The 22,435-nt window shown below is 36.2% G+C and carries 25 protein-coding genes and 2 rRNA genes; 26 read left to right on the top strand and 1 reads right to left on the bottom strand.

Features of this window, described 5'->3' with window-relative positions; all coding sequences use genetic code 11:
- Positions 1 to 21 precede the first annotated feature (21 nt).
- From rrf (P2Q73_RS19780) to rsmI, 12 genes are all read left to right on the top strand, one after another.
- Positions 22 to 137, top strand: a 5S ribosomal RNA gene (gene rrf, locus P2Q73_RS19780).
- Between the two features lie 160 nt (positions 138 to 297).
- Positions 298 to 423 (top strand): 5S ribosomal RNA (rrf, locus tag P2Q73_RS20495).
- Positions 424 to 1,052: 629 nt separating this feature from the next.
- Positions 1,053 to 2,474 carry an aminotransferase class I/II-fold pyridoxal phosphate-dependent enzyme gene (locus P2Q73_RS19785; protein WP_275790386.1) on the top strand — a complete coding sequence of 474 codons (1,422 nt, stop codon included), beginning with the start codon at positions 1,053 to 1,055 and terminating at the stop codon, positions 2,472 to 2,474.
- 2 nt (positions 2,475 to 2,476) lie between these two features.
- The gene (gene tmk / locus P2Q73_RS19790; protein WP_082461121.1) at positions 2,477 to 3,115 is read left to right on the top strand and encodes a dTMP kinase; all 639 of its coding nucleotides are present in this window, start codon (positions 2,477 to 2,479) and stop codon (positions 3,113 to 3,115) included.
- Between the two features lie 45 nt (positions 3,116 to 3,160).
- Positions 3,161 to 3,490, top strand: coding sequence for a cyclic-di-AMP receptor (locus tag P2Q73_RS19795; protein ID WP_053591109.1), 330 nt, complete (start codon positions 3,161 to 3,163; stop codon positions 3,488 to 3,490).
- A 24-nt stretch (positions 3,491 to 3,514) separates the two neighbouring features.
- A complete protein-coding gene (locus P2Q73_RS19800; RefSeq protein WP_056833321.1) occupies positions 3,515 to 3,955 on the top strand; it encodes a YaaR family protein in 441 nt (146 codons plus the stop codon).
- A gap of 72 nt (positions 3,956 to 4,027) precedes the next feature.
- On the top strand, positions 4,028 to 5,035 hold the full coding sequence (locus tag P2Q73_RS19805) for a DNA polymerase III subunit delta' C-terminal domain-containing protein (RefSeq protein WP_056833322.1): 1,008 nt from the start codon (positions 4,028 to 4,030) through the stop codon (positions 5,033 to 5,035).
- Positions 5,028 to 5,858 (top strand): PSP1 domain-containing protein, encoded by an 831-nt coding sequence (locus P2Q73_RS19810; protein WP_053591106.1) that lies wholly within the window; start codon positions 5,028 to 5,030, stop codon positions 5,856 to 5,858. Before P2Q73_RS19805 ends, P2Q73_RS19810 begins: the two co-directional genes overlap by 8 nt.
- Positions 5,859 to 5,867: 9 nt before the next feature.
- On the top strand, positions 5,868 to 6,230 hold the full coding sequence (gene yabA / locus P2Q73_RS19815) for a DNA replication initiation control protein YabA (protein ID WP_053591105.1): 363 nt from the start codon (positions 5,868 to 5,870) through the stop codon (positions 6,228 to 6,230).
- 63 nt (positions 6,231 to 6,293) lie between these two features.
- Complete coding sequence (locus P2Q73_RS19820) at positions 6,294 to 7,040, top strand: tRNA1(Val) (adenine(37)-N6)-methyltransferase (RefSeq protein ID WP_056833325.1); 747 nt, start codon at positions 6,294 to 6,296, stop codon at positions 7,038 to 7,040.
- The gene (locus tag P2Q73_RS19825; protein WP_056833327.1) at positions 7,027 to 7,329 is read left to right on the top strand and encodes a GIY-YIG nuclease family protein; all 303 of its coding nucleotides are present in this window, start codon (positions 7,027 to 7,029) and stop codon (positions 7,327 to 7,329) included. The genes P2Q73_RS19820 and P2Q73_RS19825 overlap by 14 nt, the downstream gene beginning before the upstream one ends.
- Complete coding sequence (gene rsmI, locus P2Q73_RS19830) at positions 7,292 to 8,170, top strand: 16S rRNA (cytidine(1402)-2'-O)-methyltransferase (protein ID WP_056833328.1); 879 nt, start codon at positions 7,292 to 7,294, stop codon at positions 8,168 to 8,170. Before P2Q73_RS19825 ends, rsmI begins: the two co-directional genes overlap by 38 nt.
- A 62-nt stretch (positions 8,171 to 8,232) precedes the next feature.
- On the opposite strand, the gene P2Q73_RS19835 is transcribed toward rsmI, so the two are convergent.
- A complete protein-coding gene (locus P2Q73_RS19835) occupies positions 8,233 to 8,508 on the bottom strand; it encodes an AbrB/MazE/SpoVT family DNA-binding domain-containing protein (protein ID WP_053592248.1) in 276 nt (91 codons plus the stop codon).
- A gap of 344 nt (positions 8,509 to 8,852) precedes the next feature.
- Between P2Q73_RS19835 and metG the strand changes: the two genes are divergently transcribed.
- The 14 genes from metG (at position 8,853) to P2Q73_RS19905 (ending at position 21,974) form a co-directional block, all read left to right on the top strand.
- Entirely contained in the window at positions 8,853 to 10,811 is a 1,959-nt protein-coding gene (metG, locus tag P2Q73_RS19840) for a methionine--tRNA ligase (RefSeq protein WP_275790397.1), read from the top strand.
- Between the two features lie 199 nt (positions 10,812 to 11,010).
- Complete coding sequence (locus P2Q73_RS19845) at positions 11,011 to 11,781, top strand: TatD family hydrolase (protein WP_053591100.1); 771 nt, start codon at positions 11,011 to 11,013, stop codon at positions 11,779 to 11,781.
- A gap of 130 nt (positions 11,782 to 11,911) precedes the next feature.
- The gene (locus tag P2Q73_RS19850; RefSeq protein WP_053591099.1) at positions 11,912 to 13,123 is read left to right on the top strand and encodes a G5 and 3D domain-containing protein; all 1,212 of its coding nucleotides are present in this window, start codon (positions 11,912 to 11,914) and stop codon (positions 13,121 to 13,123) included.
- A 178-nt stretch (positions 13,124 to 13,301) separates the two neighbouring features.
- Positions 13,302 to 13,862, top strand: a complete 561-nt coding sequence (gene rnmV / locus P2Q73_RS19855; protein ID WP_056833334.1) for a ribonuclease M5 — start codon at positions 13,302 to 13,304, stop codon at positions 13,860 to 13,862.
- 3 nt (positions 13,863 to 13,865) lie between these two features.
- Positions 13,866 to 14,744 (top strand): 16S rRNA (adenine(1518)-N(6)/adenine(1519)-N(6))-dimethyltransferase RsmA, encoded by an 879-nt coding sequence (gene rsmA, locus P2Q73_RS19860; RefSeq protein WP_053591097.1) that lies wholly within the window; start codon positions 13,866 to 13,868, stop codon positions 14,742 to 14,744.
- 154 nt (positions 14,745 to 14,898) lie between these two features.
- Positions 14,899 to 15,162: a biofilm formation stimulator Veg gene (gene veg / locus P2Q73_RS19865; RefSeq protein ID WP_053591096.1), complete on the top strand. Its 264-nt coding sequence runs from the start codon at positions 14,899 to 14,901 to the stop codon at positions 15,160 to 15,162.
- A gap of 165 nt (positions 15,163 to 15,327) precedes the next feature.
- Positions 15,328 to 15,501 carry a small, acid-soluble spore protein, alpha/beta type gene (locus tag P2Q73_RS19870; protein WP_082461123.1) on the top strand — a complete coding sequence of 58 codons (174 nt, stop codon included), beginning with the start codon at positions 15,328 to 15,330 and terminating at the stop codon, positions 15,499 to 15,501.
- A gap of 235 nt (positions 15,502 to 15,736) precedes the next feature.
- Positions 15,737 to 16,603, top strand: a complete 867-nt coding sequence (ispE, locus tag P2Q73_RS19875) for a 4-(cytidine 5'-diphospho)-2-C-methyl-D-erythritol kinase (RefSeq protein ID WP_053591095.1) — start codon at positions 15,737 to 15,739, stop codon at positions 16,601 to 16,603.
- A gap of 55 nt (positions 16,604 to 16,658) precedes the next feature.
- Entirely contained in the window at positions 16,659 to 17,510 is an 852-nt protein-coding gene (gene purR, locus P2Q73_RS19880) for a pur operon repressor (RefSeq protein ID WP_056833338.1), read from the top strand.
- A complete protein-coding gene (locus P2Q73_RS19885; protein ID WP_053591093.1) occupies positions 17,488 to 17,859 on the top strand; it encodes a RidA family protein in 372 nt (123 codons plus the stop codon). The genes purR and P2Q73_RS19885 overlap by 23 nt, the downstream gene beginning before the upstream one ends.
- Before the next feature lie 574 nt (positions 17,860 to 18,433).
- Complete coding sequence (gene spoVG / locus P2Q73_RS19890) at positions 18,434 to 18,721, top strand: septation regulator SpoVG (protein ID WP_053591092.1); 288 nt, start codon at positions 18,434 to 18,436, stop codon at positions 18,719 to 18,721.
- Between the two features lie 205 nt (positions 18,722 to 18,926).
- Positions 18,927 to 20,291 (top strand): bifunctional UDP-N-acetylglucosamine diphosphorylase/glucosamine-1-phosphate N-acetyltransferase GlmU, encoded by a 1,365-nt coding sequence (glmU, locus tag P2Q73_RS19895; protein ID WP_275790408.1) that lies wholly within the window; start codon positions 18,927 to 18,929, stop codon positions 20,289 to 20,291.
- Between the two features lie 28 nt (positions 20,292 to 20,319).
- Positions 20,320 to 21,279 (top strand): ribose-phosphate diphosphokinase, encoded by a 960-nt coding sequence (locus P2Q73_RS19900; protein WP_056833342.1) that lies wholly within the window; start codon positions 20,320 to 20,322, stop codon positions 21,277 to 21,279.
- 77 nt (positions 21,280 to 21,356) lie between these two features.
- The gene (locus P2Q73_RS19905) at positions 21,357 to 21,974 is read left to right on the top strand and encodes a 50S ribosomal protein L25/general stress protein Ctc (protein ID WP_275790411.1); all 618 of its coding nucleotides are present in this window, start codon (positions 21,357 to 21,359) and stop codon (positions 21,972 to 21,974) included.
- Positions 21,975 to 22,435 lie beyond the last annotated feature (461 nt).

Below are 22,435 nucleotides of genomic sequence, written 5' to 3' on the forward strand. Positions count from 1 at the left end.
TGTGTATGGAAAGCCGAAGAGTCTAGTGATGATGGCGAAGAGGTCACACCCGTTCCCATACCGAACACGGAAGTTAAGCTCTTCAGCGCCGATGGTAGTTGGGGGTCTCCCCCTGTGAGAGTAGGACGTCGCTGGGCAATTGAAAAGTCGTCACCGAGCAATCGGTGATGGCTTTTTTTGTTTTACTAGAAAAAAGGCCGTAGGCAAAGAATTATAATAAACTTGCGAGAAAGTAGAGGAACAAAGAGTTCGAGGAAGCAAGGAAGAGAGGCTCGCAGCGTATGATATACGCGAGAATCGAACGACCGCGGCTGACGAAGAAATCTGCCGTTCATCTGCTTTCGCAGCCCGAACACGGAAGTTAAGCTCGCGCGCCGATGGTAGTTGGGGGTCTCCCCCTGTGAGAGTAGGACGTCGCTGGGCAATTGAAAAGTCGCCACCGAGTAATCGGTGGCGGCTTTTTTTGTGCGGAAAGAAAAGGCCAAAAGCAAAGAATTGTAGATACTTGCAAGGAAGAGAGTTTCATAACGTAGGACAGAAGAAAAAATGTGTCATCTCAGAGAAAGTTAACTCTTTATTGTGAGAAATGGTCGCTTTCATTATCTAATTGATTGCTTTTAGATTCTCCTTAGTCGCTTATACGACTCATTTGGTTGCTCTAACAGAAAAACTAGTTTCCCTTATCCATAATATTACTGAAATTACTTACGAAGAATCTATCAACGAGTAATTTGTGGCTACTTTTTTATTAAAAGTGATGATTGGTCTCGATTTCACAAGAATTGGTCTAGAATTTAAGAATTTAGTCTCGGTATTGTTCAAAATAGTCTCGGTTTCAATAAAATTAGTCTCTTACTGACCTTTAATGGAAAATTTATTAAGGTATTGGATTACTATATAGTCTAATACTAAACACTAATATTTTATCCTATAGTATAATGGTCATCTCTTATACAACATGTTCGTTACAGAAGTGAATTTAAAACCGTCTGCTCGTTTGTTCATGTATAATAGAGGAAGGAAATATGATCGAAACAGTGGGGTAATAACGAATGCAAGAGAAACGTCCATTAGTTGAAGCAATGGAAAAATTTCATAAACAAAAAAATGTATCCTTTCATGTGCCTGGACATAAAAATGGATTACTATCTAACTTGCCCGGGGCACTGAAAGAGAGTATGCAGTATGACTTTACAGAGCTTACTGGGTTAGATGATTACCATCATCCTGAAGGAGCAATAAAAGAGGCTGAGAATCTTTTAGCTTTGGCATATAGATCTCAGAATAGCTTTTTCTTAGTAAATGGGACAACTGTAGGAAATCTTGCGATGATTTATGCTATTTGTCAGTTCGGCGAGCAAATTATTGTTCAAAGAAATGCACATAAATCAATTTTCCATGCAATTGAATTAGTAGGGGCAGAACCTATATTTGTTACTCCTGAATGGGATGAAAAAACCAATACTGCGTCCTATGTTTCTATGGAAGTTATACATAAAGCACTGGAGGCATATCCTTTTGCTAAGGCTGTCGTACTTACATACCCCAACTACTATGGCGTTGCTTCTTCTGAAATAGAAAGCATTATAAAGCTATGTCATGCAAGTAATATTCCAGTACTTGTGGATGAAGCTCATGGCGCTCATTTTCATGTAAATAGAGGATTTCCGAAATCTGCACTAGAATGTGGAGCTGACGTAGTCGTTCAATCCGCACATAAAACATTACCTGCGTTCACAATGGGTTCCTTTTTACATGTTAATTCTGCCTTCATTGATGCAAAAAAAATAAATAATTATTTGAGGATGCTACAATCTAGCAGTCCATCCTATCTTTTGTTGGCTTCTCTAGATGATGCTAGGAGTTATGTAGAAAGATACAATGAGATAGATTTTAAACAGTTTATGTATAAAAGAAAGTTATTTATAGAGGCTTTAGAAGCACTCACCCATTTAGAAATAGTACAAGTAGACGACCCGCTAAAGTTATTAATTAGAGTAGATAAGTATTCGGGTTTTCAACTACAGAAAGTATTGGAGCAGCAGAATATTTATGTTGAGTTAGCGGATAGCTATCAAGTATTAATGATATTACCATTACTAAAAGTGGAGCATGAATATCCTTTTGCTGAAATTAGAAGAAGAATAAAGCATGCAGTAGATGAATTAAGAAAAGAAGTCCCAAACAGTCCGACGATCAATCAATTTGAAAAGCAAAAATCTATTACCACATTGCATATGAATATTGGTTTATTAAATGAAAAACAAGGCGAATGGATTCCATATGTACGAGCTACAGGAAGGATATCTAAAGCAAGTATAATTCCTTATCCACCTGGTATTCCATTAATGGTGCCTGGAGAGAAAATAACGATAACAATGTTGACTGATTTAGAGGAATGGATGAATAAAGGTGCGTTATTTCAAGGTCAACATCGACTAGATGAAAAGTTAATATATGTAGTGGAGGAGTAATTGTGAAGAAAAAAGGGTATTTTATTTCTAGTGAAGGTCCTGAAGGTGCTGGGAAAACCACCATCATGAATTTACTAGGCAATAAATTAATAGAAGAAGGCTACGATGTTGTTATGACTAGAGAGCCTGGTGGGATAATGATTTCTGAAAAAATTAGAAACATAATTTTAGATAATAAGCATACAATGATGGATAGCCGTACAGAAGCTTTATTATATGCTGCAGCTAGAAGACAGCATTTAATAGAAAAAGTACAACCTGCTCTAGAGGAAGGAAAAATCGTTATATGTGATCGCTTTATTGATAGTTCGCTTGCATATCAAGGTTATGCAAGAGGGATTGGTGTTGAAGAAATACTAGCGATTAATAAGTTTGCAATTGGTTCAACAATGCCAGATAAAACAATTCTTTTTGATATTGAGCCAAGTGTTGGACTAGCAAGGATCAATGCGCATGATGACCGAGAAAAAAACCGTTTAGATGTAGAGAGTTTAGCTTTTCATGAAAAGGTAAGAGAGGGATATCTATCACTTGTAGATCAATACCCAGAACGGATTCAACTAGTGGATGCATCACGAACTTTAGAAGAAGTATTAAATGAAGTGTATAAAGTTATAAAAAAGGGAATTAGAAGTTATTAGATAATTCATGTTATAATAGAAAAAAAATAATAGGAGTGAGTATCGATGAAATTGATAGTAGCGGTTGTGCAGGATCAGGATAGTAACCGATTGTCTAATGCTTTAACAAAAGCGAAGTTTAGAGCAACAAAACTTGCGAGTACGGGTGGGTTTCTACGATCTGGAAATACTACATTTTTAATCGGTACCGAGGACTCGTTAGTATCTTCAGCATTAGAGTTAATAAGAGACAATTGTAGAGCACGTGAACAAATGGTTGCACCTGTATCTCCAATGGGAGGAAATGCAGATTCGTATATTCCATATCCCGTAGAAGTGGAAGTTGGAGGAGCTACGGTATTTGTTCTACCGATTGAACAATTCCATCATTTTTGATAATGAGGGAAGGGGTAGAAAAGATTGAAAATTAATCAAGACTTACGAGTAGGAATGGATAAAATCCGAAAAGACACTACTCTAAACAATACACAGTCTGCAAAATTTGGACAAATGGTAGTAAAGCATGATCAAAGAATGCAGACCGAGACACTGACTAGGTTATTAGGGGACATTTCAACAGCGGGTGATCGTCTAGCACGTTCAAGAAATTTACGTGACATGGCAAAATTTAAAATGCTAATACGAAAATTTTTACATGAAGCCGTGGATTTTGGTATGGGATTAAAACAATCGCATACATGGAATCGTTTTGGTGAAGGTAGAAAACTGAAAATTGTTGAAACAATTGACGAAAAATTAGTAGAGTTAGCAGAAGAGATTCTTAACCAAGAGAAAAGCTCCATTGATTTATTAGACAAAATTGGAGAGATAAAGGGTCTACTTATTAATCTATACACGTAGATTTCCCGTGTTTTCGCAGTACGCGAGACACGGGATTTTTTCAAGATTATTTGACCAGAGAGGATGATGGACATGGAAGACTGGTCGATAGAAGGAATAGAAAAATTGCAACCTTTCGCTATTAAGCAGATAAAATCTATTGTGACAAAAAATCGAATAGGACATGCTTATATAATTGATGGAGCCAAAGGAACTGGAAAAACAAAAGTAATGCAATTTTTTGTTCAACTCGTTTTATGTGAAAATCCGATAGAAAATGTTCCATGTGAAACATGTAGATCATGTAAAAGACTAAAATCGTATAATCATTTAAATTTTATGCATATAGAACCAGATGGCCAATTTATTAAAAGAGGTCAGATTGATGAGTTAATACATGAGATGAGTAAGACTGCTATTGAAACGGGACGTAAAATATATGTCATTCACCAAGCAGATCAATTAAATTCAAGTGCAGCAAATACTTTGTTAAAATTTTTAGAGGAGCCACAAAGTGAGATTACGGCAATTCTTCTAACAGATAAAGTCCATGCACTTATTCCAACAATTCGATCTAGATGCCAACAAATCAGCTTAGCTTCCATACCGCAATCTATCTTAAAACAGAAGCTAGTAGAGGAAGGTATTACAGATTCCATGGCTTCTACAGTTTGCAGAATGACAAACTTAGTAGATGAAGCAATAGAATTAGCAAAAGACGAGCAGTTTGGACTTGCTAGGAAATCAGTGTTAAAATTGGTTGAAGCAAGTGGTAAAAGTGTTCAAGATGCACTAATGTGTATTCAAGAGGATTTTGGTCCACTTCTTAAAGAAAAAGAGCAAGCAGAACAAGCATTAGATTTACTACTGTTCGCCTATCGTGATATAGTAGCAATAAAAGCAAGTCCCATCGCAGAATGCACTTATCCGGACATGAGCCATTATTGGAAGCAAGTTGCACTTCATTCAACATATGAGCAACTCTCTCAACAATTAGAAACAATCTTGCATGCAAAACAAAATTTGCATAAAAATATGAACCGGACATTGATGATGGAGCAATTAATGCTAAACTTGCAGGAGGGAAATACTTTTGTATAATGTTGTAGGTGTCCGCTTTAAAAAGGCGGGTAAAATATATTATTTCGATCCAGTGGATTTTCATTTAGAGAAAGATGACTATGTCATCGTAGAAACTGCTAGAGGAGTAGAGTATGGCAAAGTTGTTGTACCAATCAAGCAGGTAGGTGAGCACGATGTTGTGCTTCCATTAAAGCAAGTAGTTAGACCTTCGAATGAAAAAGATCGAATTCAAGTAGAAGAAAATAGAGTAGAATCTGCTCAGGCTCTAGCATTAGGGACAGAAAAGATTTTGGAAAGAGAATTAGAAATGAAACTTGTGGATGTTGAATATACTTTTGACAGAAACAAGATTATTTTTTACTTTACTGCAGAAGGCAGAGTTGATTTTCGCGATTTAGTAAAAGACTTGGCTTCTGTTTTTAGAACTCGTATCGAATTAAGACAAATTGGTGTAAGGGACGAGGCAAAAATGTTAGGTGGCATTGGTCCATGTGGTCGTATGCTTTGTTGCTCAACATTTTTAGGTGATTTTGAACCAGTTTCTATCAAAATGGCGAAAGATCAAAACTTATCTCTGAATCCTTCTAAGATTTCTGGACTTTGTGGTCGACTCATGTGTTGTTTAAAATATGAAAACGATGAATATGAGACAGCAAGAGAGCAAATGCCGGATATTGGTGATAAAGTAGAAACACCAGATGGATTAGGAAAAGTAGTTAGCATGAATATATTAGAAAGAATACTACGTATAGAATTACATGATCCACTAAGAGTATTAGATTACACGTTAGAAGAAATAATAAACCATGCGGAAAATCCGGTACAATGGACGGGGCAATGAGGTGAATGTGTGATGGACCGAAATTTTTTTGATACAATTACAGAATTTGAAAAACAATTAGAGTCCACGCAGCTGCAATTTCGCGCTTTAAAAGAATTTGTAGCGATAATGGTAGAAGAACGTCAAGCGCTGCAGCAAGAGAATAGTCATTTAAGACAAAGACTTGATGAAATGCACGAAAGAGAAGTTTTACTTGAAAAAGCTCAAGAAGAAAAAGATCGACTAAGCAAAAAGGATATTGGAGAGGGCTATGACAACTTAGCACGACTTTACCAGGAAGGCTATCATGTATGTCATGTTCACTTCGGAAGCTCTAGAAAAGAAGAGGATTGTCTATTTTGCTTGTCATTTTTAAATAAACAAAACATCTAATCAATGGACTGATGCCACTCCCAAGTGGGTGTCAGTCTTTTGTTTTGCTGGAGGAATAAAATAATGGAACAATGGCTAAAGGACGATGAAAGACTCGATTATTTATTGGCGGAAGAGTTAAGAATCATTCAAAGTCCCTCTGTTTTTTCTTTTTCTTTAGATGCTGTTCTGCTTTCCAGATTTGCATATGTACCAATAAAAAGAGGAAAAATAGTAGACTTATGTACAGGAAATGGAGCAATACCGTTATTTTTAAGCGCTCGTACGGATGCTGAGATAATTGGAATTGAACTTCAAGAACGGCTAGCGGATATGGCAAAAAGAAGCATTCAATATAATAAATTAGAGGAACAAATTACAATCATAAAGGCGGATGTAAAAGGTATTCCTAATCAAATAGGTTTTGAAAAATATGATGTAGTAACCTGTAACCCACCATATTTCCCTGCACATGAGGCAAGCGAAAAGAATCTTAAAGAACATTTAGCTATAGCAAGGCACGAGATACATCTAACATTGGATGAAGCGGTGCGTTCTGCAAGTGAATTATTAAAACAAGGTGGAAAAGCAGCATTTGTTCATCGGCCAGGAAGACTTTTAGACATTGTGACTTCCATGAGAGCCAACCGTTTAGAACCAAAGCGTATTCGTTTTGTATATCCGAAAGAAGGTAAGGAAGCAAATACCTTATTAATAGAAGGAATAAAGGATGGTAAGCCAGATTTGAAAATCTTACCTCCTTTATATGTATATGGGGAGAACGGTGAGTACACAGAAGAAGTGAAAGAGATGCTTTATGGAAAAGAATGAAAAAGCACATACATTTTACGTGCTAGAATGCAGCGATGGCTCTTATTACGCAGGATATACGAATGATTTAGAAAAAAGAATAATCGTACATAATAAGGGGAAGGGAGCAAAATATACGAGGGCAAAACTCCCAGTATCGTGCATTTTCTATGAACAGTATGAAACAAAACAAGAAGCCATGAAAGCAGAATATGCATTTAAGCAACTCACAAGATCACAAAAAGTACAATATATGGGAGGGCAATTAAAGGATGAAATCTCAAAAATCGACCGAACACGAACAAAGTAGCTGTTTGTATTTAGTTGCAACACCTATTGGAAATTTAGAAGATATGACAATGCGTGCCATTCGAATATTAAAAGAAGTAGATATGATTGCCGCTGAAGATACACGAAATACAAAAAAACTTTGTAATTATTTTGAGATATCTACACCACTTATGAGCTATCATGATCATAATCAACAAGTAGGTGGAGAAAAAATATTGGATATACTTCGACAAGGTAAGCGTGTTGCTTTGGTGAGTGATGCCGGCTTACCTTGTATTTCAGATCCCGGAGCAGACATCGCAGCAAAAGCTGTTGATGAAGGAATTGCGGTCGTTCCTGTTCCAGGAGCAAATGCAGCTCTTAGTGCATTGATTGCTTCAGGATTATCGACCCAACCCTTTTTCTTTTATGGGTTTTTAAGTAGAAATAAAAAAGAACGAAAAGAAGAAATTACAAAGATTCAAAAAAGACAAGAATCCATTATATTATATGAATCTCCTCATCGCTTGAAGGATTCCTTAAAAGATCTACAAGCATTGATGGGGGGCGATCGTAAGATTGTACTTGCAAGAGAACTGACAAAAAAGTTTGAGGAATTTTTAAGAGGTACTATAAACGAAGCAGTAGCTTGGACTGAGCAATCTGAAATCCGTGGGGAATTTTGCATTGTTTTAGAGGGTACGAGTGAAGAGTATATAGATGAATCGGAGTCTCCTTGGTGGGAATCTTTAAGTATTGAAGAACACGTAAACTATATAATAGAAGAAAAGCAATATAATTCAAAAGAGGCAATAAAGGAAGTAGCGATTCAAAGAGGTTTATCGAAGAGAGAAATTTATCAAGAATATCATGTGAAATGAATATTAATCTACTAAATAAGTAAACATCCGTATGCCCTATAGGATACGGATGTTTGTTTTTCTTATTTTAAGTTGCTTTGAATCTCTTTAATAAGTAATTCTGCACCCTCTGGGCTTAAAATTAATTTTCCTCCAACTAGACGAAGGTTGTCGTCTGACACTTCACCAGTTACAGCACAAGTCATGTTTGGCATATATTTTTTCAAGATGATTTTGTCATCATCTACATAAATTTCAAGAGCATCTTTTTCAGCAATTCCTAATGTACGACGAAGTTCGATTGGAATAACTACGCGTCCTAATTCATCAACTTTACGAACAATACCTGTAGATTTCATTATTAATTTTTCCCCTCTCACGAGTGCATTTTTTTCGTCAAGATTCGACATAAATCTCTTTGATGTAAACTATCATACCAAGTAATACCATTTCCGTCAATAATTAAATTGCTAGTAAATTATGATTTTTAATAAAAAAATGATATGAAAACCTATGTAATAATAAAAAAACGTTATCTTTTTAGTGAAATAGGAATTATTTTGATATATTAACTATTTAAATGCAATTCATAAATTAGATACTAATTTTCGACAAATGGCTATATTTATTAATTAATTGAAACAATTTCTTCATTTCGATAGAATAAAGAGAAAGTAGAATCAACATTGGAGGCATCCTTACATTGAAAGATCAACAGAAAACATTTTATTTAACGACACCGATTTATTATCCAAGTGGAAAGTTCCATATTGGTACGGCATATACAACGGTGGCATCTGATGCAATGGCACGGTACAAAAGACTTAGAGGTTATGATGTTCGTTTTCTAACTGGGATGGACGAACATGGGCAAAAAATTCAAGAAAAAGCCCAAGAAGCTGGTATGGAGCCTCAAGTATATGTGAATGAAATTGCAGAGGCCGCTAAGAAAGTTTGGGCCTTAATGGATATTTCGTACGATGATTTTATTCAAACAACGGAAGAACGTCACACGAAAGCTGTCGAAAAGATTTTCCAAAAGTTTTTAGATAACGGAGATATTTATAAAGGGCAGTACGAAGGATGGTATTGTACACCTTGTGAGTCTTTTTTCACAGAAACACAATTGGTAGATGGGAATTGTCCAGATTGTGGTCGACCTGTCCATAAAGTGAAAGAGGAATCCTATTTCTTTAATATGAAGAAATATGCAGATCGGTTATTGGCTTACTATGAAGATAATGTAGAGTTTATTGAACCAGAGTCAAGAAAGAATGAAATGATCAATAATTTTATTAAACCTGGCTTAGAGGACTTATCTGTTTCCCGAACTTCTTTTGACTGGGGAATTCCTGTTCCGGGAGATCCGAAGCATGTCATTTATGTATGGGTGGATGCATTAACAAACTATATTACTTCACTAGGATATATGTCTGAGGACGATTCATTGTTCCAAAAATATTGGCCAGCAGATGTACATGTTGTAGGAAAGGACATTGTACGTTTCCATACCATTTATTGGCCAATTTTTTTAATGGCTTTAGATTTACCACTTCCCAAAAAAGTGTTTGCTCATGGATTTATTATGATGAAAGACGGTAAAATGTCCAAATCGAAAGGGAATGTTGTTTATCCAGAAATGTTAGTAGAACGTTATGGTTTAGATGCAACACGCTACTTCTTATTGCGAGAACTTCCCTTTGGACAAGATGGTGTTTTTTCTCCAGAGTCATTTGTGGAACGAACAAACTTTGATTTAGCAAATGATTTAGGTAACCTATTAAATAGAACAGTTTCCATGATTAACAAATACTTTGATGGAAAAATTCCAGCTGCTTTAAGCGAATCTACAGAATTTGATGAAACGCTTCGCAATTTTGCGAAAGAAACAGTAGAAAAATATGAAACAAGTATGGAAAAAATGCAATTTAGTGTTGTATTAGGTGACTTATGGGCGTTTATTTCTCGCACAAATAAGTATATTGATGAAACACAGCCATGGGTACTTGCAAAAGACGAAGCTTTGAAAGGGCAATTAGCTGCAGTTATGACTAATTTAGCAGAAAGCTTACGACAAATAGCGACATTAACTCAACCATTTATGACGATGTCACCAAAAGAAATAATATCTCAGCTAGGTTTAAGAGAAGAACTTTTAAACTGGGAACATTTAGGACATTTCAATGTAATTGAGGATGGAACAGAAGTAATTAAAACAGGGGTTCCAATTTTCCCGCGTCTAGAAGTGGATATTGAAGTTGCCTATATAAGAGAACAAATGAGAGGTTCTGTCCAAACTTCACAAGAAGAGGAACAGCAGGAAGAAGAGTCACAAGCCGAAGAAATTACTATCGATGATTTCTTTAAAGTAGATCTCCGAGTAGCTACTGTTTTAGAATGTGAACAAATTCCAAAAGCGGATAAATTGTTAAAACTTCAATTAGATTTAGGATATGAAAAGAGACAAGTAGTGTCTGGAATAGCACAACATTATAGACCAGAAGATATTATTGGAAAGAAAGTAATTGTAGTAGCAAACTTGAAGCCCGTAAAACTAAGAGGAGAATTATCTCAAGGGATGATTCTTGCAGGCGAAAAAGACGGATATTTAACACTTGCGACTGTGGATCAAAAACTTGAAAATGGAGCTCAAGTAAAATAATTAATAGAAGACCTGTCACAAAATTTGTGGCAGGTCTTTTTTTAAAATAGTATTTTAAAATACTATATCCCTCTAAATTAATTTGAAAAATATACCTTATAAGGTATATATAAGAGGTAATAAACCAAATAACGTGACTTTTTAAATACGTTTTTATAATATGGATTGTAAATGTAATTAACGGGAGGGAAAAGAGAAATTGTTTATAGACACTCATGTGCACTTAAATGCGGATCAATACGATGAGGATCTTCAAGAAGTAATTAATCGAGCTATCGAAGCGAAGGTTCATAAAATGGTTGTAATAGGGTTTGATCGAAAAACAATTGAACGCGCAATGAAGCTTGTAGAGGATTATTCATTTATTTATGCGGTAATCGGGTGGCATCCAGTAGATGCGATTGATTGTACTGAGGAAGACTTACAATGGATTGAAGAACTCTCTGCGCATGAAAAAGTTGTAGGTATTGGAGAAATGGGACTAGATTATTATTGGGATAAGTCTCCTAAAGATGTACAACAAGCATTATTCCGAAAGCAAATACGATTAGCCCAAAAAGTAAATTTACCGATTATCATACATAATCGCGAGGCGACAGAAGATGTAATTCGAATTTTAAAAGAAGAAGAAGCACATCTAACTGGAGGAATTATGCATTGTTTTGGAGGAAGCGTAGAAACTGCTAAACAATGTATCGACATGAACTTCATGATTTCACTTGGTGGTCCTGTAACGTTTAAAAATGCAAAAAAACCTAAAGAGGTAGCAACTGAAATTCCACTAGAATATTTGCTAATAGAAACAGATGCGCCATATCTAGCTCCACATCCTCATCGAGGAAAAAGAAATGAACCATCACTGGTGCCTCTTGTAGCAGAAGAAATAGCAAGATTAAAGGGTATTTCTATTGAGGAAGTAGCGGTTGCAACTACTGAAAATGCAGAGAAGTTTTTTAAGCTTATTGATTAAAAAATGAAAAACTTTTCCGCCTAGTTTAAAAGTATTTTAAGCTTGTTTTGGGTGAATGAAAAATCCATAAGAGTTGACAAGCTGAAAAGTACTCTATATAATCACACGAGTGAACAAGGAGGCGTTTTTCATGTCAAATAATTCCATGAAAAACCTGTTCTTTCATTCATTGAGGAGCAAGAAAACATTAGTAACGGTAGCATCATTACTATTGTTTCTTGCAGTGGTTTCTTTCGTTTTATTCGAAGGAACAAAGAAAACCGTTGCTTTAACAGTAAACGGTGAACAACAAGAGATACTAACGCATGCAAATACAGTTGGAGAACTATTAGAACAAAATAATATAGTTGTAACCAACAAAGATTTTTTACAACCCTCAGTGAACACATCAATCAAAAATAATTTAGCGATTGAGTGGGAGCAGGCAAGACAAATAGATATCACAGTGGATGGGAAAAAACAAACAATTACCACAGCTGATGATGTAGTTTCAGAAATACTTGCAAAGGCAAATGTTCCAATAAATGAACATGATGCAATAACACCTGCTGCAGATGCAGAGGTTGGACCGGATAATAAAATTGCAATCGAAAAAGCATTTGAAGTAACACTTTTAGATGGCAAGGAAGAGAAGAAGGTATGGTCCACTTCGACTACGGTCGCTGACTTTTTAAAACACCATAACATTCAAATGAATGATTTCGACCGAGTGGAACGGGAAATGGATGAACTAGTAAGTCCGAATTCTGTAATACAAGTAGTGCGAGTAGAAAAGGTCACCGATGTAGTTGAGGAAGAAACAAATTTTGCAGTTGAAACGAAAAAAGATGACTCGCTACTAAAAGGGAAAGAAAAAGTAGTGCAAACAGGAGAAAAAGGTTCTGTTTCACGAACATATGAAGTCGTAAAAGAAAATGGCAAGGAAGTATCTCGTAACGTAATAAGCGAGAAGATTACAAAAGAGCCAACCAAAAAAGTCGTAGCAGTAGGGACAAAAGTTGTGACTGCTAGTGTTTCTCGAGGAGAAAATTCTTCATCCGACTCCACAGATGGAAAAGAGTTTTACGTAACGGCAACAGCTTATACGGCGAATTGTAACGGCTGTACTGGTGTAACAGCTACTGGTATTAATTTAAAGGCCAATCCTAACGTAAAAGTAGTTGCGGTTGATCCTAGTGTCATACCACTTGGATCCAAAGTATGGGTGGAAGGCTATGGTTATGCAGTAGCTGGAGATACAGGTGGGGCGATTAAAGGGAAAAAAGTTGATTTATTCATACCATCTAAATCGCAAGCCTATGAATTCGGCCGTAAAAAAGTACGAATAAAAATCTTAGATTAAAATTATTTATAATTTACAAACGAGCATCGCATCTTCGGTTACTCGTTTGTATTTGATTGCCCGATTAGAAAGTCATGGTTTGCGCTTTCTAATTAATAGCTTTCCCTTTCGTTGATTGGGGAAGCTTTTTTGCGTTATGATAGTAAGAACTAGGAAGAAAAGAAAAGAGGAAGTATGTTTGCGTATAAAAGAGTTAATAGTCGTAGAAGGTAAAGATGACACAACTGCAATTAAACGGTCTGTTGAAGCAGATACTATAGAGACGAATGGTTCTGCAATCTCAAAAGAGACACTCGTTAAAATTCAGCATGCGCAAGAAAAAAGAGGAGTAATTGTTTTTACGGATCCAGATTATCCAGGACGACGGATACGCGCTATAATCGAGGAGCATGTACCGGACGTAAAACACGCATTTCTCTCAAAAGAAAAAACAATCGCTAAAAATGGTAAAGGGTTAGGTATAGAACACGCGAAAGAGGAAGATATCCGACAGGCGCTTGCCAATGTTTATACACCAAAGACTGAACTGGACGTTGTACCTGAAATTCCTTTAGAAATTTTAGTTGAGGGAAAATTAATTGGACATCCAAATTCAAAAGACCGAAGAACGAAAATTGGAGAATTATTAAAGATAGGATATACAAATGGAAAGCAATTGCAAAAGCGTCTTTCTATTTTTCAAATAAGCAGACAGCAGCTTGAGGAAGCAATCTTGCAGCTCAATATGGAGGATAATTAATTTATGCAAAAAGATATAGCAACACCAATTCGAACGCAAGAAATATTAAAAAAGTATGGCTTTTCCTTTAAAAAAAGCTTAGGTCAGAACTTTATAATCGATCCAAATATTTTACGAAATATTGTGAGTCATGCGGATCTCACGAAAGATTCAGCGGCAATTGAAATTGGACCAGGTATAGGAGCGCTAACAGAACATTTAGCAAGAGCTGCAGGGAAGGTAGTTGCCTTTGAAATAGACCAAAGATTGCTGCCTGTTTTAGAAGATACACTTTCTCCTTATGATAATGTGGAAATTATTCATTCTGATATTTTGGAAGCTAATGTGAAGCAAATTTTTGAGGATAAATTGACTGGTATTAAAGATGTTATGGTAGTTGCAAACTTACCTTATTATGTTACCACTCCGATATTGTTGAAGTTACTGATGGATCGTTTACCTATACGTGGAATGGTTGTAATGATGCAAAAAGAAGTAGCTGATCGTATTACAGCAGTTCCTGGTACAAAAGCATATGGGTCACTTTCAATTGCTATTCAATACTATATGAAGGCTGAAGTGGCAATGGTTGTGCCTAGAGGTGTTTTCATGCCACAACCTAATGTAGAATCGGCAGTTATTAAGCTCACTCGCCATGAAACTCCACCAGTTCAAGTTATGGATGAAGACTTCTTGTTTCAAGTATCGAGAGGGTCGTTTGTCCAAAGAAGAAAAACAATTATTAATAATCTACAGTCGTCTTTACCAAATGGTAAGGAAAAGAAAGAAATCATCATTGAATGTTTACAAAAAGTGAACATAGACCCTTCAAGACGAGGGGAAACTCTATCTATTGAAGAATTTGGACGCTTAGCAGATGAGCTATATCCTTATTTTCATTAATTTTACTTGTTACAATATTAGTACTGTTTATAAAAAAATCCATTCGAGATATATGAAAAATATATTGACAAGTATGCGTCTTGCTTGTTAAAATGTTTTGTTTGACAAAAATATAAATAGATGGTATAGTAATATTCAGTGAGGTGTAAGCAGAATGCCAAAAACTTTAGCTGATATTAAAAAGTCATTAGATCATCATTTAGGCAAACGTTTGCAATTAAAAGCAAACGGAGGACGTAAGAAAACGATCGAACGTGCTGGTGTTTTAAGAGAAACTTATCATGCCGTATTCGTTATCGATTTGGATCAAGATGAAAATTCTTTTGAACGTGTATCTTATAGTTATGCAGACATTTTGACAGAAGCAGTAGAAATCACTATTTTTGACGAAGCAAATAATTTAATAGTTGTAAAATGATTGTTTAGAACTTTTATTTTTACTTTTATATTTCGAAAGAAGCTCCTTTTTTCATTCATTTGAATGGAAAAGGGGTTTTTTTCTGTTTGTAGCACATACTAAGTAAGCTAGTTGTTCATCTGATACAAATTCGCCAAAGCGTATTTAAAAGGGAGGATTCACCATATGGCTAGAAAAGGTATTATGTCTAATGAATTAAAAGAAGAGATAGCAAAAGATCTTGGAATTTATGATGTAGTCAAGACCGAGGGCTGGGGTGGAATTAAATCACGTGACGCTGGTAATATGGTAAAACGAGCAATTGAAATGGCTGAACAACAAATGAAGTCACCAAAATAAATTGTAGAGTACCATGTTGGTTAAATGCCAAAAAGCATGCGAAATCCAAAAAAGTAAACAACTAGCAGGCGGAGAAATCCGCCTTTTCTTTTGCATATAACATATGCAGGGATATTTTTTCTGACTTTAACTATTGGAACGCTAATAAGTACGCCTCGTCAGTATACGCACTTCCGCTTTTCAGATGCACTATGGTAAAATAGTGGACAACCTAAGTTTAAAAGGAGCAGAAGGAATGTACTATGTAAAAGCACCTGCTAAAATAAATTTAACACTCGATGTCTTGAATAAACGTCCCGATGGTTATCATGAGGTTGAAATGATCATGACAACAGTCGATTTGGCAGACCGTATAGGGCTAGAGTTAAGAGAAGATGGAAAAATACATATACTATCCGTTGACCGATTTGTTCCGAATGATTATCGGAATTTAGCATATCAAGCAGCTAAGCTATTAAAAGAAATGTATTCTATAAAATCTGGAGTAACTATAAAGATTGAAAAAAATATTCCTGTAGCAGCTGGCCTCGCTGGCGGAAGCAGTGATGCTGCGGCAACCTTAAGAGGGCTAAATACGCTTTGGGGTTTGGGGTTATCCTTAGATGAGTTAGCTGAAATTGGAACGAAAATAGGTTCAGATGTTGCATTTTGTGTGTATGGTGGAACGGCACTTGCGACTGGAAGAGGAGAAAAGATTCAAGAGCTTCCATCCCCTGCAAATTGCTGGATCATCCTAGCTAAACCAACATTGGGTGTTTCTACAGCAGACGTTTATGGGAAGTTAAATTTAAAACGTATAGAACATCCAGATACGAAAAAAATGATCGAAGCGATTGAAACGAAGGATTTTGAAAAAATGTGTGCATCTGTAGGAAATGTACTAGAGAGCGTCACATTAAAACTATATCCAGAAGTTGCAGGTTTAAAAGAGCAAATGGAAAAGTTTGGTGCAGATGCTGTTTTGATGAGTGGGAGCGGCCCAACAGTGTTTGGAATAGTGCAACAAGAATCCAGAGTACAAAGAATATATAATGGCCTGCGTGGGTTCTGTGACGAAGTTTATGCAGTTCGATTAATAGGAGAACGAGATTCACTTGCTTAAATGCGTATGATTGTGATAAGTTTTCATTAAAACATTCGTGTTTGGAGGTGATTGGATGAAGTGGAAAAGAAGTGAGCGACTTGTAGATATGACGCAATACTTAATGGAACATCCCCATAAATTAATACCTTTAACGTTTTTTGCTTCTTTATATCAATCTGCCAAGTCCTCGATCAGTGAAGACTTAACGATTATAAAAGAAACTTTTGAAGAAAGAGGAAGAGGATTACTCATTACAGTCCCTGGAGCAGCGGGTGGAGTAAAATTTATTCCTACGATGACAAGTAAAGATGTAAAGGAAATAACTGCGGAGTTAATGGAACAGCTTTCCAAATCGGAACGTTTGTTGCCTGGAGGGTATCTGTATATGACAGATTTACTCGGAAATCCCTCACTCATGAATAAAGTAGGAAAAATATTTGCGTCTGCTTTTGCCCATGAAAAAATAGATGCCATTATGACGGTTGCAACGAAGGGTATCTCCATTGCACATGCAATTGCAAGACATTTAAATGTTCCTGTTGTAGTAGTACGAAGAGATAGTAAGGTGACAGAAGGTCCAACGGTAAGTATAAACTATGTATCTGGATCAGCTAGACGTATTCAAACGATGGTCCTTTCAAAAAGAAGTATGGAAAAAGGCCAGCGTGTATTAATCACAGATGACTTTATGAAAGTCGGAGGAACGATTAATGGGATGAAGAGTTTGCTAGAGGAATTTAACTGTGAGCTTGCGGGGATTGCTGTACTAGTTGAGGCGCAGCATGAGGGTGAGCAACTCGTGGATGATTATTTATCTCTAATAAAGTTACATGAAGTGAATGAAAAAGATGGTACAATTGCTTTAACAGAAGGAAACTATTTTGAGAAGGGTGGAAATCTTAATGAAAGCAGTATCAACAACTAATGCACCAGCAGCTATTGGTCCATATGTTCAAGGAGTAATTGTAAACGGAATGTTTTATAGCTCTGGACAAATTCCATTAACTCCACAAGGGGAAGTAGTAGAGGGCTCTATTACGGAACAAACTGCACAAGTTTTTGCTAATTTGGAAGCCGTACTTACGGAAGCAGGCTCTTCTTTATCGAACGTTGTCAAAACACTTGTGTTTTTAAAAGATATGAATGATTTTGCTGAATTTAACGAAGCATATGAAAAGCATTTTGCAGGGCATAAGCCAGCTCGTTCAGCTGTGGAAGTAGCGAGACTACCAAAAGATGTTAAAGTTGAAATAGAAGTAATAGCAGTAGTATAAAGATAGAGTATGCCTTCTTCGGAAAGCATACTTTTTTTATTTAAAATAACTTTGTTAAACTTCAATATTACTAATTAGAATTTGAATAGAATAAACCTAATCTATAAGCATTCGCGCTGGCCACACGTTCGCATGAGCCGCTGCATGCGCAAGCACATTTAGCTGTCTCATACGGCACGTGATGCGGGTGGGAACAACTTCTTGCTGTATAAACACAATTTTCAGGAGGTGCGCCTTACAGGCCGCAAGAGCGCAAAGAATGAGACCCCGTAAAGGAGCGACTCATCCTGCGGAGGCTCATGCGTAGCGTGCACCAAGCGCACATCCGAGTTCTACTTTATAAAATGCCTCATCACAATAGTGCACCGCAATTATAAAAAGAAAATAAAAAATCCAATTTATAGTAAATTCAATAAAATAGATTAGTAATTTATATGGATAATTATGGATTTGGAGTAAAGCAATCTAATTATTTTATAATATTAAAAAGATTCATAAAAGAAGAAGGATATTTATAAGTTTCGTGGAATAATAATAAAAGAGTTTTTTACTATTAGAAGAGGGGTGCTGTAAAATGGAAGTAACAGACGTAAGATTACGTAAAGTACTATCAGATGGTCGTATGAGGGCTATCGCTTCCATTACACTGGACAATGAGTTTGTTGTACACGATATTCGAGTTATTGATGGGAATGGAGGATTATTTGTAGCAATGCCTAGCAAAAGAACTCCTGAGGGTGAATTTAGAGATATAGCTCATCCAATAAATTCTGGAACTCGTACAAAAATTCAAGATGCAGTGTTATACGCTTATCATTTAAGCGGTGATATAGAGGAGCCGGTAGCAGAAGCTAGTTATTAATAATTAGGTGAATAATATGCTGCTTTTAGGCAAAATATATGAATCAACTAAAACCATTTCTAGCATGAGATGGTTTTTTTGTGCAGAAAAATTATTTATAATACTTGTTTTGTCATGTATTTGTCAAGAGATATTTCCTTGAAAAATGGTTTCATTTCCGCTATAGTCAAAAGAGGAAATTAGCCCACTGGAGGGAAAACGGAAAATGACAAATACTTATGCGGTTGTATTAGCTGCTGGTAAAGGAACTCGTATGAAGTCAAGTCTATATAAAGTGCTACATCCTGTTTGTGGGAAGCCAATGGTGGAACATGTTGTTGAAAACATGGAGAAACTTGGTGTAGATAAGATTGTAACAGTCGTTGGTCACGGTGCAGAAACGGTTCAAAGCGAATTAGGTAATAGAAGTGAATATGCCTTACAAGCAGAACAATTAGGAACTGCACATGCTGTACTACAAGCAGAGACAGCACTTGCAACCCTTTCAGGCACAACCATTGTTATTTGTGGAGACACTCCACTGATTACTGCCGAAACAATGAGCGACTTATTGAATCACCATAAACAATCAGGTGCCAAAGCAACCATTCTTACAGCAATTGCGAATGATCCTACTGGTTACGGAAGAATTATTCGTTCAGAGGATGGAAATGTTAAAAGTATCGTAGAACAAAAAGATGCTACATCAGATGAACAACTTGTCAATGAGATTAACTCGGGAACATATTGTTTTGATAATCAAGCATTATTTAAATCGTTAAAATTAGTAAAAAATGAAAATGCTCAAGGCGAATATTATTTACCAGATGTAATTGAGATTTTACAAAAAGAAGGAGAAGTAATTTCTGCTTTTGCAGCAAAAGATTTTGATGAAATTTTGGGAATAAATGATCGAATCGCCCTTTCTCAAGCAGAACAAATTATGCGATCTCGTATTGCACATCATCATATGCGTGAAGGTGTAACAATCATAGATCCTCAGAATACATACATTAGTAGCGACGCAGTAATAGGTGCCGATACTGTTATTCAGCCTGGAGTCATTATTGAAGGGAAGACTATAATCGGAGAAAATTGCACAATTGGACCAAATAGTCATATTGTTTCAAGTGTAATTGGAAATGGAACAACTATTCATTCTTCGGTTGTTCTATCAAGCGAAGTAGGCGATCATACCTCAATCGGACCGTTTGCACATATCCGACCACAGTCAGACGTTGGAAATGATGTGAAGATTGGAAACTTTGTAGAAGTGAAAAAGTCTACAGTAGGGAATGGAAGTAAAATTTCACATCTAAGCTATATGGGAGACGCATCTATTGGTTCAAATGTGAATATAGGTTGTGGAACCATAACAGTGAATTACGATGGTAAAAATAAGTTTAAAACTACAATCGAAGATGATTCCTTTGTTGGCTGTAACTCCAATTTAATAGCGCCAGTAACAATTGGCAAAAATTCGTATGTTGCTGCTGGTTCTACTATTACAAATGATGTGCCTGGAGAAGCTCTTGCGATTGGTCGAGCTAGACAAGAAAATAAAGAAGGCTATGTAAACAAACTAAAATAAAATTAACCCACTACTCAGGAGGATTATCATGCCAGAACAATATAACAATTCGAAATTGAAAATATTCACTTTAAATTCTAATAAAAAGTTAGCAGAAGAAATCGCAAAAGAAGTAGGGGTTCCGCTAGGAAAAAGTACAGTTACTAGATTTAGTGATGGAGAAGTTCAAATCAATATCGATGAAAGTATCCGTGGTTGTGACGTATTTATCGTTCAATCCACTTCTGGCCCTGTAAATGAGCATATTATGGAATTATTAATCATGCTTGATGCAGTAAAACGTGCTTCCGCTCGTACTGTTAGTGTGGTTTTACCTTATTATGGATATGCTCGACAAGATAGAAAAGCACGTGCACGTGAACCAATCACAGCGAAGTTAGTTGCAAACCTATTAACTACGGCTGGAGCTACACGCGCAATCGTGCTAGATTTACATGCTCCACAAATACAAGGATTCTTTGATATTCCAATTGATCATTTAGTTGCTTCACCTATTTTATCTGACTATTTCTTAGGTAAAAACTTAGATCCATCCGAAATTGTTATTGTATCACCAGACCACGGTGGAGTTACGCGTGCTCGTAAAATGGCAGACCGTTTGAAAGCTCCAATCGCTATTATCGATAAGCGTCGTCCTCGTCCGAATGTTGCTGAAGTAATGAATATCGTTGGTAATGTAGAAGGAAAAACGGCAATTCTAATTGATGATATTATCGATACTGCTGGAACTATTTCTATTGCTGCTAAAGCATTGATGGAAAGCGGTGCAAAAGAAGTTTATGCTTGCTGTACACACCCTGTTTTATCTGGACCAGCAATCGAACGTATAGATAACTCTGTTATTAAAGAGTTAGTTATTACAAATTCTATTCAACTTGCAGAAGATAAAACTTCACCTAAGATTAAAGAATTGTCTGTTGCAAAATTATTAGGCGATGCAATCGTCCGCGTTTTCGAAGAGAAGTCAGTAAGTACTTTATTTGATTAATCTTACCAGCGTTTGAAACATCCTCTTAATGGGTATATATCTAATAAGGATAAGAACTTTTAGGAGGATGGATATAGATGAATACATTGGTTAAAACAAAAAAACGTGAGCATAAAGAAAATGCACAACTAAGGAAAAATGGTTTCGTCCCTGCTGTAGTTTATGGCTTTCAAATGGAATCACAATCTATTGCTGTAGATGAGAAGGATTTAGCTAAAACCATTCGAGAAGTTGGTCGCAATGGAGTCATGAAACTAGAAGTAGACGGAAAACAAGTAAACGTAGTTTTGAATGACTACCAAATGAATATTCTAAAAGGTCATATGATTCATGCGGACTTTTTAGCGATTAATATGAAGGAAGAGTTAGAAGTGAACGTCTTGGTTAATGTCATTGGTGACTCGGTAGGAGTTTCTGAGGGTGGAACGCTTCAGCAACCTAACAGAGAAGTAACCATTACAGTAAAACCTTCTGATATTCCAGATAGTATTGACGTGGATGTAACGAACATGGCAATTGGTGATACCATCACTATCGCTGACATTCGCGACAAAACAAACTATACAATTTTAAATGAAGATGACTATACATTAGTGACCGTCTCAGCACCTCGCGTAGAAGAGGAAGAAACAGAGACTACAGATGCTGAAGCAGAAGAAAATAATGATACTGAAGAAGCAAAAACAGAAGAATAATTATAAAAGAAAAGAGGTTGTCTCAAAAAGACAATCTCTTTTTCTCTGTAGTTGTTAACGCATAAGAATCTGCGTTTCAGATTGAAGACAAAAGACTGTTGGATAAATGGTATCGTTGTTATTTTGTTTTTTTGTCATCATTTTCATTACATCAAGATTATTCTTCCTGAGTAAAATAGAAAAAAACAATAGGTATTGCTTAGCGAGGATACTGAAAAAGTCAATAGAATTTGACTTTACTAAATAATGTCGTCCGATAAATAGGAAAATCGTTGAATCGGCTCCCTTTCCGCGGGCGTTGCCTTAGCCTCCTCGCTACACTGCGGGGTCTTCAGCTAACGCTATTCCCGCAGGAGTGTCGCCTTTTTCAACGATTTTCTATAAATACTAATTGAAAAAATATAAGTGATAAAAATTGCTCTATTAATGGCATGATGGTTTTCTAATTGAAAAGCGGATAA

Origin of the sequence: Bacillus sp. Cr_A10, assembly GCF_029222665.1 — a bacterium.
Taxonomy (GTDB): Bacteria; Bacillota; Bacilli; order Bacillales_A; family Planococcaceae; genus Psychrobacillus.

Bases quoted from the DNA above. Each gene is read 5' to 3' on its own strand.
- P2Q73_RS19785 (WP_275790386.1), top strand. From the start codon at position 1,053: ATGCAAGAGAAACGTCCATTAGTTGAAGCAATGGAAAAATTTCATAAA.
- P2Q73_RS19795 (WP_053591109.1), top strand. From the start codon at position 3,161: ATGAAATTGATAGTAGCGGTTGTGCAGGATCAGGATAGTAACCGATTG.
- P2Q73_RS19805 (WP_056833322.1), top strand. From the start codon at position 4,028: ATGGAAGACTGGTCGATAGAAGGAATAGAAAAATTGCAACCTTTCGCT.
- P2Q73_RS19820 (WP_056833325.1), top strand. From the start codon at position 6,294: ATGGAACAATGGCTAAAGGACGATGAAAGACTCGATTATTTATTGGCG.
- P2Q73_RS19825 (WP_056833327.1), top strand. From the start codon at position 7,027: ATGGAAAAGAATGAAAAAGCACATACATTTTACGTGCTAGAATGCAGC.
- rsmI (WP_056833328.1), top strand. From the start codon at position 7,292: ATGAAATCTCAAAAATCGACCGAACACGAACAAAGTAGCTGTTTGTAT.
- P2Q73_RS19835 (WP_053592248.1), bottom strand. From the start codon at position 8,508: ATGAAATCTACAGGTATTGTTCGTAAAGTTGATGAATTAGGACGCGTA.
- P2Q73_RS19850 (WP_053591099.1), top strand. From the start codon at position 11,912: ATGTCAAATAATTCCATGAAAAACCTGTTCTTTCATTCATTGAGGAGC.
- rsmA (WP_053591097.1), top strand. From the start codon at position 13,866: ATGCAAAAAGATATAGCAACACCAATTCGAACGCAAGAAATATTAAAA.
- veg (WP_053591096.1), top strand. From the start codon at position 14,899: ATGCCAAAAACTTTAGCTGATATTAAAAAGTCATTAGATCATCATTTA.
- P2Q73_RS19870 (WP_082461123.1), top strand. From the start codon at position 15,328: ATGGCTAGAAAAGGTATTATGTCTAATGAATTAAAAGAAGAGATAGCA.
- ispE (WP_053591095.1), top strand. From the start codon at position 15,737: ATGTACTATGTAAAAGCACCTGCTAAAATAAATTTAACACTCGATGTC.
- purR (WP_056833338.1), top strand. From the start codon at position 16,659: ATGAAGTGGAAAAGAAGTGAGCGACTTGTAGATATGACGCAATACTTA.
- P2Q73_RS19885 (WP_053591093.1), top strand. From the start codon at position 17,488: ATGAAAGCAGTATCAACAACTAATGCACCAGCAGCTATTGGTCCATAT.
- spoVG (WP_053591092.1), top strand. From the start codon at position 18,434: ATGGAAGTAACAGACGTAAGATTACGTAAAGTACTATCAGATGGTCGT.
- glmU (WP_275790408.1), top strand. From the start codon at position 18,927: ATGACAAATACTTATGCGGTTGTATTAGCTGCTGGTAAAGGAACTCGT.
- P2Q73_RS19900 (WP_056833342.1), top strand. From the start codon at position 20,320: ATGCCAGAACAATATAACAATTCGAAATTGAAAATATTCACTTTAAAT.
- P2Q73_RS19905 (WP_275790411.1), top strand. From the start codon at position 21,357: ATGAATACATTGGTTAAAACAAAAAAACGTGAGCATAAAGAAAATGCA.